11 protein-coding genes are annotated in these 12,268 nt (G+C 60.8%); 6 read left to right on the top strand and 5 right to left on the bottom strand.

What is annotated here, in order from left to right; genetic code table 11:
* The first annotated feature begins 432 nt into the window (after nt 1-432).
* The 4 genes from rsmD (at nt 433) to GOQ28_RS18080 (ending at nt 3,152) form a co-directional block, all read left to right on the top strand.
* Complete coding sequence (gene rsmD, locus GOQ28_RS18095) at nt 433-1,017, top strand: 16S rRNA (guanine(966)-N(2))-methyltransferase RsmD (protein ID WP_160357416.1); 585 nt, start codon at nt 433-435, stop codon at nt 1,015-1,017.
* A gap of 59 nt (nt 1,018-1,076) precedes the next feature.
* Nucleotides 1,077-1,592 carry a pantetheine-phosphate adenylyltransferase gene (coaD, locus tag GOQ28_RS18090; RefSeq protein ID WP_160350182.1) on the top strand — a complete coding sequence of 172 codons (516 nt, stop codon included), beginning with the start codon at nt 1,077-1,079 and terminating at the stop codon, nt 1,590-1,592.
* A 94-nt stretch (nt 1,593-1,686) separates the two neighbouring features.
* On the top strand, nt 1,687-1,941 hold the full coding sequence (locus tag GOQ28_RS18085) for a YfhL family 4Fe-4S dicluster ferredoxin (protein ID WP_160350183.1): 255 nt from the start codon (nt 1,687-1,689) through the stop codon (nt 1,939-1,941).
* Nucleotides 1,942-1,979: 38 nt separating this feature from the next.
* Entirely contained in the window at nt 1,980-3,152 is a 1,173-nt protein-coding gene (locus tag GOQ28_RS18080) for a benzoate/H(+) symporter BenE family transporter (protein WP_236844416.1), read from the top strand.
* 13 nt (nt 3,153-3,165) lie between these two features.
* On the opposite strand, the gene GOQ28_RS18075 is transcribed toward GOQ28_RS18080, so the two are convergent.
* Nucleotides 3,166-3,552, bottom strand: a complete 387-nt coding sequence (locus GOQ28_RS18075) for an MOSC N-terminal beta barrel domain-containing protein (protein ID WP_160357414.1) — start codon at nt 3,550-3,552, stop codon at nt 3,166-3,168.
* A complete protein-coding gene (locus GOQ28_RS18070; protein ID WP_160357413.1) occupies nt 3,549-6,050 on the bottom strand; it encodes an AsmA family protein in 2,502 nt (833 codons plus the stop codon). Before GOQ28_RS18070 ends, GOQ28_RS18075 begins: the two co-directional genes overlap by 4 nt.
* 378 nt (nt 6,051-6,428) lie before the next feature.
* Here GOQ28_RS18070 and GOQ28_RS18065 point away from each other — a divergent pair, with 378 nt between their 5' ends.
* Nucleotides 6,429-6,821, top strand: coding sequence for a MarR family winged helix-turn-helix transcriptional regulator (locus GOQ28_RS18065; protein ID WP_442862116.1), 393 nt, complete (start codon nt 6,429-6,431; stop codon nt 6,819-6,821).
* A gap of 35 nt (nt 6,822-6,856) precedes the next feature.
* Nucleotides 6,857-7,687, top strand: coding sequence for a siderophore-interacting protein (locus tag GOQ28_RS18060; protein ID WP_160357411.1), 831 nt, complete (start codon nt 6,857-6,859; stop codon nt 7,685-7,687).
* A 104-nt stretch (nt 7,688-7,791) separates the two neighbouring features.
* Here the strand turns inward: GOQ28_RS18060 and GOQ28_RS18055 are convergent, their stop codons facing one another.
* The 3 genes from GOQ28_RS18055 to GOQ28_RS18045 form a co-directional block, all read right to left on the bottom strand.
* The gene (locus GOQ28_RS18055; RefSeq protein WP_160357410.1) at nt 7,792-8,508 is read right to left on the bottom strand and encodes an MgtC/SapB family protein; all 717 of its coding nucleotides are present in this window, start codon (nt 8,506-8,508) and stop codon (nt 7,792-7,794) included.
* 9 nt (nt 8,509-8,517) lie between these two features.
* On the bottom strand, nt 8,518-11,274 hold the full coding sequence (gene mgtA, locus GOQ28_RS18050) for a magnesium-translocating P-type ATPase (protein WP_160357409.1): 2,757 nt from the start codon (nt 11,272-11,274) through the stop codon (nt 8,518-8,520).
* 113 nt (nt 11,275-11,387) lie between these two features.
* Nucleotides 11,388-12,116 (bottom strand): hypothetical protein, encoded by a 729-nt coding sequence (locus tag GOQ28_RS18045; RefSeq protein WP_236844413.1) that lies wholly within the window; start codon nt 12,114-12,116, stop codon nt 11,388-11,390.
* Nucleotides 12,117-12,268 lie beyond the last annotated feature (152 nt).

Here is a 12,268-nt window from a genome sequence, read left to right as displayed (position 1 = left end):
CGGGGGAAACCGGAGGGGAAACTTTCGTTTCCTCGGCTTTCCCACCAGAGGTCCACCGGCTCCAGAATCGCGTGGGCGGATCCTGATCGGCCTGCTGCGCGGCAGCCGATCCGACCGGGACAGACGGCACGGCTTCGCTTACCGGTTTCTCGCCGGCGGGAGCAGCCGGTGGCGTCGGTTCGGGCGTGCTGACGGGATGACTGACGGGGACGGCCGGCGCAGGCGCAACAGGCGTCTGCACAGGCGCGGCAGGGGCCTCGTCAGAGAGGGATGTGTCTGCCGGCGGCGCAACATCGGGCTGCACCGGCTGCGCAGGCGGCGGGGATTTTTTCTTGAAGAAACGGAACATGAGCGAAGTATATTCGCTTCCCCGCGGTGCAGCAGCCTCGCCAGCCGGGCCGGCTGCTATATTCGCGCGAGGAGGTTCGTTTTTTGAAAAAAAACCCGACGGGCAACAAGCCCATACGCATCGTGGCCGGTCAATACCGGCGCACGCCGATTTCAGTACCAGAAGATGTTCCCGGTCTGCGGCCCACGCCTGACCGGGTGCGGGAGACCTTGTTTAATTGGCTCACCCATTTGTGGGCAGGAAACTACAGCGACAAGCAGATCTTGGATCTCTTTGCCGGCAGCGGCGCGCTGGGGTTCGAAGCCGCCTCGCGTGGCGCCGGTCATGTGCAAATGGTCGAACAGGATCGCCGCGCGCTCGCCGCCCTGCGCGCCCTGCGCGACAAGTTGCAGGCACAGTCCGTGCGCATCCACGCGGGCGACGCCTTGCAGGTGCTCGCACGAATGGACGCATCGCGCTTTGATCTGGTGCTGCTCGACCCGCCGTTCAACCAGGACTGGTTACCTCGGCTTTGGCCGCAATTGCCGGGTATATTGACCGAAGATGGCTTAGTGTACGTAGAGTCCGAAGCGCCCCTGTCACCCCCACCCGAATTTGAAGTCATCCGTCAAGACAAAGCTGGTGCCGTGCACTACGGCTTGATGCAATTTGCTGCATTGCGGAAATAAGTCAATAATCCAGCATTCGGAGGAAGGTGTACGTCTATTCGTAGGATACGGAGCCACACATGATTACCGCTGTCTACCCCGGCACGTTTGACCCGCTAACCCGCGGCCACGAAGACCTGGTGCGCCGCGCGGCGTCCTTGTTCGACAAGGTCGTCGTGGGGATTGCTCATAGCCGAAACAAAAAGCCGTTTTTCAGTATCGAAGAACGCGTTGAAATCGCTCAGGAAGTCTTGGGCCATTATCCCAATGTGGAAGTCCGCAGCTTCGCCGGGCTGCTCAAAGACTTCGTCCGCGAACAGAACGGGCGCGTCATCGTGCGCGGTTTACGCGCGGTTTCTGACTTCGAATACGAGTTCCAAATGGCCGGCATGAACCGCCATTTGCTACCTGAAGTCGAAACCATGTTCATGACGCCTTCGGATCAATATCAGTTCATTTCGGGCACGATCGTGCGCGAAATCGCCCAATTGGGCGGCGATGTGAGCAAGTTCGTGTTCCCCTCCGTTGAGCGCTGGCTGCAAGCCAAGGCCAAGGAACATCGCGAACAGTCCTGGCCCGACAAAGGGCGTAACTGAGCTTCGTGCGGCGCGCGGGGCACTGATCCCGGCGCCTCGCTGTGGGGCGTACAATGAGCACGTTCTGCCCTCCGCGCCTGCGCGCGTTACTGCCATGGCTCTGAAGATCACCGAAGAATGCATCAATTGCGACGTTTGCGAGCCGCAATGCCCGAACGACGCCATCTCGATGGGCGAGGAGTTCTACGTCATCGATCCGGCCCGCTGCACCGAGTGCGTCGGGCATTATGACGAGCCGCAGTGCCAGGTCATTTGTCCGGTCGAGTGCATCGAGCTTCACCCGCAATGGAACGAGGGCCGCGATGCCCTGCTGGCCAAATATCATCGCCTGACCAAGACCGTCGCGTGAGCGCCTCCGACGCCCAGGCCTTCGCCCGGCGCGCGCCGCTGGCGCGAGATCTCTCGTTCGGCGCCGTTGTGGCTGGGCTGATCGCTGTGCTGGTGAGCTTCGGCGGCACAGCGGTGCTCATGGTTCAGGCCGGCCAGGCCTCCGGCCTGGATGCGATTCACATTGGCTCGTGGCTCGGTTCCATCTGTTTGGCGCTCGGAGCAGGCGGCCTCATCCTGAGTTTGAGCACGCGCATGCCGATCGTGCTGGCATGGTCGACGCCCGGCGCCGCGCTGCTGGTCACGGCACTGGCCGGCGTACCGTTCGACCAAGCTGTGGGCGCCTTCATTCTCGCGGCGCTGCTGACCTTGGCTTGCGGACTACTGGGATGGATAGATCCCATCATGCGCCGCGTGCCCAGCGAAATCGCCAGCGCCATGCTTGCTGGCGTGTTGTTGAATTTCGGAATCGGCATCTTCACGCGCATCGGCGAGCAGCCCGCCCTTGCCCTATCGATGTGCGCGATTTATCTGCTGGGCAAACGCTGGTTGCCACGCTATGCGGTGGTGGGCGTTATGGTCGTCGGGCTCGCCGTAGTGGCCGCGCAAGATCAGCTGCAGCTTGGCCAGATCGATTGGCATGCGACGCAGTTCGTGTGGACCTCACCCGCGTTTACCTGGCAGGCCGCCATCAGCATCGGGGTTCCCTTGTTCGTGGTGGCCCTGGCCTCGCAAAACTTGCCCGGACTAGCCATTTTGCAGGCCTACGGCTATCGGCCGGCGGCTTCGCGGCTGGTCGGTATCACGGGTTTATTGGGGCTGCTCGCCGCGCCCTTTGGGGCGCATAGCATCACCATGGGAGCGATCATCGCCGCGATATGCGCGGGCCCGGAAGCCCATCCCGACACGCGCCGCCGTTACATCGCAGCGGCGACATATGGGCTGGTCTACGTGATTCTCAGCGTGGCTGCCGGTGCGGTCGCGTTGTTTTTCCAGGCGCTACCGGCCGCCTTCATCGCAGTATTAGCAGGGCTCGCCTTGCTCGGCGCCATTCTGAACGGCATGGCTGGCGCGATGGCAAACCCGGCTCGACGCGAACCGGCGCTGATTACGCTGCTGGCGACGGCATCCGGATTCAGCGCCTGGGGCATCGGCTCGGCCTTCTGGGGGTTGCTTGCGGGCCTACTCGCGCACGCCGTCATGCAATGGCGTCAGGGCCCGACGGCGCAATAAACCTTTCCCGAGATTAAACGGGCCAGCGAACCTCGCCCATCTCAGGATGCACCTTCAGCACGCGGCTAGGAATCCCCAAGAAGTTCGACACCCAAGCCGAAGCCAGATCGCCCTCGTCTACGACATCCACCGTTTGATCGCCCAGCAGAATCTGACGACGCACGCTGTCATCGTCCTCGATCACATCCAGCGGGATATCCAGTCGCAACATCCCAGGCGCCTTCATCACGAGATAGCCCATGCGCAGCTCCACCGCGATCTCGGCAAGCCTCGGGCATAGCTCTCGGTTCAACCACGTGCCGGCATCGTTAGCAATCAACCAGCGGCGATGATAATCCGCTGCCTGGGATTGTTCGGTCGTGCCGCACTCGGCTATCGGTTGATAAACACTAGCTGTCATTTGCCCAGAATTCCCTTGATGGCGCGATCGAGCTTCGGTGCGAGATGTTCGTCTTCGACGGCGCGCTTGAACTCGCGTTCCAGACTCTTTTTCAATACATCGGTCGCGGCGCCGCGCCATTGCACCGTGTAGACCGGCTTGTCGAATGTGCCGCTGATGAGGACCGGAATGGTGATGCCCTTCAATTCCTCCAGGTCTTTGCCATCCTGACCCGTGCTCGTATTCACCACGCGCACCTTGGCGAGAAAATCGAACGTATCCTGCACAAAATCGATCCGTGCCGGCTCGCCCTGCGTGACGCGCAACAGCGGCGAGGCCATATCGAGGCGCTTGGCGTTGGCGACGCCTTTGACGAACACCAGATCGGCCTCAAGCGAAGTGAAATCGGTCGTGCGTGCGCGGTCGGCCTCCAGCGAAGGATCCTGCGCTTCGCCAGTGAAAGCCGCCTTCAATTCACGCAAGGTCTGCGCCACATTGATGCCCGTGACCGCGCCATCGCGCAAGCGCAGTTGCATGCCTCCATTCAAGCCGGTGATCAAGGCATACGAATTCGAACCGGCCGTCTTCAGATCGAGCGCGAGACTTCCGGTACCGGTCAACACGGATTTTTTGGTCAGATCGGTCAGCAGCGGCCCAATGGAAATCCCCGCCAGGCTCATCTTGGTCGCAATTTGATTGCCGTTGGCGGCGTCGACCGACACCGCGCCGCCTACCTTGCCCTCGTAAAGCGATGCCGCCAGCGTCGAGATATCGAGCTTGCCCTTTTCGAGTTTGATCTTGGCCGTCAGATCGCTGGCTTTCAGCCCGCGCACCATCAGATTGCCGATCTTGATCGATCCATTTGCGCTCGGACCGACCAGCATCGAGAGGTCAAACGCGTTATCAGCGGCGGCTGTCTCCGTCGACGACTCCGCCTGCGGCTTTTTCTGAGGATCGTCCTGCTTGCCATCTCCGGCCGGTGCCGGCGCTGCGGCCGCCACGGGCGGGGCGAGCTTATCCAGATCGAGCGTATCGACAGCCAGCGCAAACGTAATGTCGGGCAGCTTCGACAACTGCTTGACGTCCGCGGTCAGATCAAACTTGCCGCCTTCGAGCACCGCGCTGATTTTGGCGCCCGCCTGGTCTTTCTGCATATTGGCATTCATGCTGCCAATGACCGGTATCTGCAGACTGCCCTTGGGCAGGGCCGGGTCGGTGATATTGACTTCGCCTCGCAGGGTCAACAGGCTGATCGCCCGTTGCCAGAAGTTAAACGTAGCCGGCGAGACAAACGATGCCTTCACCACGCGTTCGCCCTCGGTCAGCGTGCTGTCGAATTTGACTTCCTTGATATCCAGCTCGCTGGCATTGCCGCTGATACCGTTCAAACCGAAACTCGCGTCCAGCCCTTGCAAGCGTACTCGTCCGGTCAACGCCTGCCCGGTGGCCTCGGAAGGAGAAATGCTCAAGCCCGGCGCGTCCGCCGCCATTTCGAACGGCCCGCCCGGCAACGCTCCCTTGGCGCGCAAGGCGACCTTGTCGAGCTGCAGCTTCAGTTCGTGCGGGTCGAGCGCCAGCTTGGGAACCGTCAGGCTGGCTTCCACATTTTTCATGGGCGATGGTTGCTCGGGCACATCGCCCTGGAACAGAATCTCCAGCCCGCCGACATCCAACGATGAGGTCTGGCCATTGAAGGCCAGATTGCCCCGCGCGCTCAGGCTCTTGGCTTCGGCACCCAGCACGTTGCCATTCATGCGCACGTCCAGGCGCTGCGCCGCAAAACGCCGGGCCAGCGGATCCAGCGTCAATAAGCCCTGACCCGTCAGAGTGGCGTCCATCCGCGGATGCCCGCCCTCCACGCGCGCGGAGAAACTCAGGTCGAAAGGCTGTTTATACGTGACTCGCCCCGTATTGGCGGTCAGATTGGTGACTGCGACCGCCATGCCGGAAATCTCGTCCTGCAGCTGCAATTCGCCGGCCTGTAGTTCCAGACCTGCGATGTCGATTTGCATCGAAGCCGGCGCCGTACTGCTGCCGGTGGTCAACGCACGGGTGGCACCCGCCATTGCGCCCACCACGGCGTCCGCCGCCCCGACGGGTTTCGCGGTGGATGCCAGATCGCTGCCGGCCAGGTCTTCGAAATTCAGGTGGCCGTTCTTTTTCCGGACGATGCGGGCTTTGAACCCATCGATCGCGACGTGGTCGACGACGAGATTGTCCGATAGCAATGGCCAGACAGCCACGGCCAGCCGCATGCTTTCAATCGAGGCAAAGATGTCCGGGCTATCGACTTCCGACAAAGACACGCCCTGCACCGACAGGCCGATACGCGGGAACAACGACAATTCGACGTCGCCCTCAATGGCCAGGGTACGGTGATAGCGTTCCTGCACAAGCTCTTCCAGCTTGTATTTGTACGCATTGGGGTCGAACGTGAGCAAAAAGATGGCCAGGCCGACAACAGCCACGATCACCAGCACTACCAGGCCGATCACTATGCGCTTGAACCACGTTTTCATTGATGCCCCGCGGGTACCTCGACTAGGAATAATAGGGTAATCCCCGCTAACCGACAGGGTCGCGAGGATTCCAGCCGCCTCGAGCTAGCGACGTGGCGATATGGTAACAAACCGGCAGCAGGAATCCGCGCTAACTTACTGACAAATACGGCTTCTAAAATACGCACACTTGCCGACACATGATGCCGGACCGGCGAGCCGGGTATGATCCTGGGCACGGAATGCCCGATTGCGCCCCCGCCAGCGCGGCAACGATTGCCCTATATCCCTGGCACAATTTCCTCATCCCCGCTCTGTGGCAGCCGCGCAGGAGACCCCGTTTTGCCGAATCAACAAGGTTTAGAAGTCATTCAACACTTGGGACAGGCCTACCGCGCCATGCAGGCCGCGTTCAGCGCGCGCGTCGGCCATGCCCTGCCGCGGTGGCGCATCCTATTTACTCTGCATGAGAACGGCCAGTGTTCGCAAAAGATGCTGGCCGAACGTTGCCGCCTGGACCCCGCCTCGCTCACGCGCTTGCTGCAGGCCATGCAACAGCAGGGCTGGGTCGCGCGCAGCGCCGATCCCCATGACAATCGCGTCACCAATGCGACGCTCACTCCTGCCGGCCAGGCGGTGGTGGACGAGGCACTACCGCGCCGCGCCGCATTTTTCGAGGACGCGCTTCAAGGCTTATCGCCGGAGGAGGTGCAGACGTTGAGCCGGCTGCTCGATGTGCTGGAACGCAACTTCGCCCACGCGGGCGCGACGCGAACACCAGTTGAAGATTGATGCCGTACGGCGGCTCGCCCTTATCCCGGACCACCATGGATCATACGTTCACCGATCGATACGCTGTACAGAGAGTCCGTCATACCCTCAAAGCGCGCCTGCTGCAGGTACGCCGTGTGACGGCATTGAGCCCACATATGGTGCGCGTCACCCTCACCGGCGATCTCCAGGATTTCGTCTCGGCGTCCTTTGACGACCACGTAAAGGTTCTGCTGCCAGAGGGCGAAGCCTTGCCCGTGCTGCCGACGTTTGGCCCGGATGGCCCTTCTTTCCCAGCCGATCAGCCGCGGCCGGTGGCGCGAGACTACACGCCCCGCCAGTTTCGCGCCGACGCCCAAGAATTGGATATCGACTTTGTCCTGCACGATCACGGTCCCGCCGGCGCCTGGGCGGCTCAGGCGCGGCCGGGTCAACATCTGGGCATCGCGGGTCCGCGCGGCTCGATGGTCGTGCCCATGGATTTCGACTGGCATATTCTGATCGGTGACGAAACCGCCCTGCCCGCCATCGCGCGCCGCATCGAAGAACTGCCGTCCGATAAACGCGTTATTGCCTTGATCGAAACGCAGACGCAGCAAGATCGTATCGATTTGCCGGCCCGGGACAACGTTACCGTGCAATGGGTGGACGCCCTGCCCAAAAGCGATGAACACGGGCCAAACGTCACGGCATTGGAACAAGCCGTGCGCGAGCTGGCTCTGCCCGCCGAGGGCGAGGGGTTCATCTGGGCGGCGGGGGAATCAGCCGCCATTCGCGCCATCCGTCATCATCTGGTGAATGAACGCGGCATTGCCAAAACGCGCATCCGCGCTTCCAGCTACTGGCGGCGCGGATGCGTGGGCAAGCACGAAGTATTGGACGATTGACGGCCAAGGCCATCGCCATCCCAACGATTCATAGCCGTACCGAGGAATGGCGGACAAATAGCGTCGCAGGCCACGGCGACCGATCCGCTGGCCTTGCCCGCGAATTATTCCGTCGTACTCTGACTCCAGAACGCCTGCCGTACCGCTGGCAGCGCGGCCAGCCGCTTCACCAACGCATCGAGTTCATCGCCATCCACGGAAGTCGCGGCCAAGGTGACCTCGATTTCCACGTCCTCTTCGCCAAAGGCGTGCATATCCAGATCGCCAATGGGGTGGTTGATTTGCTCCAACGCTTCTTCCAACAGCACCATGACCATTTTCTGATGCGCGCGCTCGGCAATGACATAAACCATGCTCGTTGCCTCGACAGATTCAACGTCCAGGGGCTGACGGTTAATGCGGTTGACGATGGGTCTGAGCAAGGTGTTGGCCGACAACACGAACAACGTCCCCAGCACTGCCTCCCCCACCAAGCCGGCGCCGGCCGCCGCACCCACAGCTGCCGAACCCCAAAGCGTGGCCGCCGTATTCAGGCCTCGGACATTGCCCTCTTCGCGCATGATGACACCGGCACCCAGAAACCCAATGCCCGAGACCACGTAGGCGATGACGCGTACCGCACCGGCATGCCCATACAGTCGGATCGCCATCCCGACGAATAACGCAGCACCGACAGCGACCAGCACATTGGTGCGTAATCCGGCCGTGCGTTGACGGTACTGCCGCTCGAAACCGATCAGCCCGCCCAGCACGAATGCTGCAGACAGGCTGATCAAGATATCGAGCAAGGAGACCGCGTTAAAGCTGTGAATCGTCTCCATGCGCTCCCCTTACTGCCAGCCGTAACGGCGGACGTAGATCCCTTTCATGGCTTGAGTCAGTCCCATATAGGCCAACAAGATGATTGGCAGGAACACGAAGTATAGCGGCGGCAACGCTTCAAGCTTGAAGTAATCCGCCCACGGACCCATCGGCAGAAGTACGCCTATCGCCATGATCACCGCCGTCATGACCAGCAGCGGCATCGCTGCCCGGCTTTGGATGAACGGAATCTTCGGCGTGCGGATCATGTGCACGATCAAGGTCTGTGTCAGCAGGCCCACGATGAACCATCCCGACTGGAACAGCGTTTGGTTTTCCGGCGTATTGGCGGCGAACACAAACCACATCAACGCATACGTCGCGATGTCAAAGATCGAGCTGATCGGTCCAAAGAACACCATGAAACGTCCTACATCGGCGGGCTGCCAGCGCTGCGGCTTTTTCAACAGATCCTCATCCACATTGTCGAATGGGATCGCGATCTGCGAGATGTCGTACAGCAGGTTCTGCATCAAGAGCTGAATCGGCAGCATGGGCAGAAAGGGAATAAAGGCCGATGCCACCAGCACCGAAAATACATTGCCGAAGTTCGAGCTGGCCGTCATCTTGATGTACTTGAGCATGTTGGCAAAGGTACGGCGGCCTTCCAATACGCCCTCCTCCAACACCATCAGGCTCTTTTCCAACAGAATGATGTCGGCGGCTTCCTTGGCGATATCGACGGCGGAATCCACCGATATGCCGATATCCGCTGTACGCAAGGCCGGCGCATCGTTGATGCCGTCGCCCATGAATCCCACCACATGGCCATTGGCCTTGAGCAGGCGCACGATGCGCTCCTTGTGCGCGGGCGTGAGTCGCGCAAACACGTTGTGCGATTCGACGGCTTCGGCCAGGACTTTGTCGCTCATGTCTTCGATATCGCTGCCCAGCAGGACGCCACGCGTCACCAGACCCACTTCGCGGCAGATCTTGGCGGTCACCAGTTCGTTGTCGCCCGTCAGCACTTTGACGGCAACGCCATGTTCGGCCAATGCGCGAAGCGCGGGCGCGGTCGATTCCTTTGGTGGATCCAGGAATGCGATGTAGCCGATCAAAGTCAGCTCGCGCTCGTCGGCCACGCCATAGGTCTCTTGCGTGGGTGGCACTTCCTTCATCGCCACGGCCACCACGCGCAAGCCTTCTTCATTAAAGCTTGCCGTCACCTGACGAATACCGTCGAGCAGCGCGGGCGTCAGGGCCTCGACCTTGTCACCATGGCGAACATGGGTGCACACGCTCAATACCTCTTCCACAGCGCCTTTGCAAATCAATTCATGATGATCCTCGCGCTCGCTGACCACCACCGACATGCGGCGGCGATTAAAGTCGAACGGCACCTCATCGACCTTGCGATAGTTCAGCACCGGATTGAGTTCCTGATGCACCTCCACGTGTTCCAGCACCGCGACATCCAACAGGTTCTTCAGGCCCGTCTGGTAGTAGCTGTTCAGATAGGCCATGTTCAACACTTCATCGGACGTTTCGCCCCATACATCGACGTGACGCGACAGGCAGATCTTGTCCTGCGTCAGCGTGCCAGTCTTATCCGTGCACAACACATCCATCGCGCCAAAGTTCTGAATCGCATCCAGCCGTTTGACGATGACGCGCTTGCGCGACAGCACCACTGCACCCTTGGCCAACGTGGACGTCACAATCATGGGCAGCATCTCGGGCGTCAGACCCACCGCGATGGACAGCGCGAACAGCAGCGCCTCCATCCAGTCGCCCTTGGTAAAGCCGTTGATGAACAGCACCAGCGGCGCCATGACCAGCATGAAGCGAATCAGCAACCAGCTCACCTTGTTCACACCCGACTGAAACGATGTCGGCGCGCGATCCGTCGCGGTGACCCGGCTGGCCAGCGCGCCAAAGTACGTGGCATTACCCGTACCCAGCACCAGGGCGGTGGCAGAGCCCGACACCACGTTGGTGCCCATGAACACAATATTGTCCAGCTCCAGTGGGTTGTTGGCCTTTTTATCGCGCTGGGTGGCGAATTTCTCGACAGGCATGGATTCACCGGTCATCGCCGCCTGGGCCACGAACAAGTCCTTCGCGTTCAACAAACGGCAGTCCGCCGGGATCATGTCGCCGGCCGACAGCACGATCACATCACCGGGCACCAACAGCTTTAGAGGCACCTCCACGCGCGCCGCCGTTTGCATATCGGCTGATGTGCCAACGCGCTTTCCGGGCCTCGCGTCCGACTCATCACGGCGCAATACCGTGGCGGTATTGGTGACCATGGCCTTGAGCGCGTCGGCAGCCTTGTTTGCTTTGGACTCTTGCCAAAAGCGCAGCACTGTCGAGAGCACGACCATGGAGCCGATCACGACGGTTGCTTCCATATCGTCGGTGAGAAACGAGATGGTCGCCAGCACGGTCAACAGCAGGTTAAACGGGTTGCGATAGGACAGCCACAGGTGTTGCCACCACGCCAGCGGTTTTTCGTGTTCGACCTCATTCAGACCGACGCGCTCAAGCACGGCCTCGGCCTGCGCTTCGGTCAGGCCTTCGGCGTGACTGTCGAACTTGGCTAGCAACGCCTCTGGCTTGCTGTTCGCGGCAGCGGACAGATGCTTGCCCAACGCGGCAGGCAGGTCGCGGTTGACGCCACTCTGCGTCAATGTGTCCAGCAGCGCCAGGCGGCGATAGTGACGCGCCGTGCGATGGCTGCGCAGAAAGCTCGCAAAGAACTCTTTCAGCAATGTGAATTTCATTATTGTTCTCCGAGATAGCCTGTCGGAGCCACACTGTTGAAAGTGCTCTCGGACAGGCGATCAATATTCCGGTTCTGGCATAAATATCTATAGAAAAGGCAGCGCTGATGACATCAAATCGAAAACGGTGCCGTGAAAAAGCTCAGGCCCAGAGAGAACCACCGGTCTCCCCCGCCGTTGCGGTTGCCATAAGAAGCGTTGAGCTGGACACGTTCGGGGGACAACCAATGGCGCACACCAAACTGATAAAAGGGCTTGCCTCGATCCTGACCATAGGTCTCGGCCGTCAGACCCACTCGCTGAGTCAGCTGCAATTCGGCGCCCAAGCCCCAGGTCATTCGGTCTTGCCGCTCTTGTCCATCGCGCAACCAACCGAGGTTGGTATGAACCAGCAGGTCATCATCGCGTAGCGAAAAACTGACGGGAATCAACGCATACCAATCCCGCGCATTCGCCTTCGGATAGCGCACCATGCCCGCGTCCAAGCCGACACCCCAGCCATTGGGCTCCATCGGCTTAAAAAGCGTCTTGCCTTGCAGCGCCAAATCTGACGCGTTGGTATGCTCGGCCTCTCGTGTCAACGCACCACCGGCGGCGAGTTCAAAATTGCCCGTGAAGTTGCAGGCAGGCATGGCCCACATCTCTGTGCTGTGGCGGTTTTTCTGCACCCAGCTGTCGAATTGGCAGGTCTTGGGGTCAACGAGCGTCGCGTCCTCGGTCACCATGGGACGTCCCGCCTGTGCGGCGCAGGCCGTGAGCAAGGCCGCGCCAAGGATGGCCAGCCGCAGCGGCGGATAGGCCGCGCCATGACGGCCGGGCTGTCGAAAATATTGGAAGCGCATGGCATTCTCCTCTGCAGTGAGGCGAAGCCCAGGCGCGCGCACGGCATGGCCCGTGGCATCATGAGATGCGCGCAAGCCGCCCGCTTGCCGAAATCGGCAAGCGATGTCCACGGCCGATTGCTACACGGCAATCAGCCAACAAGTTGTCATGG

It is taken from the genome of Bordetella sp. 02P26C-1, assembly GCF_009763255.1.
GTDB lineage: Bacteria > Pseudomonadota > Gammaproteobacteria > Burkholderiales > Burkholderiaceae_B > Bordetella_A.
Note: the sequence above shows the minus strand (reverse complement) of the source record. Positions and strands in the feature narration are given on the sequence as shown.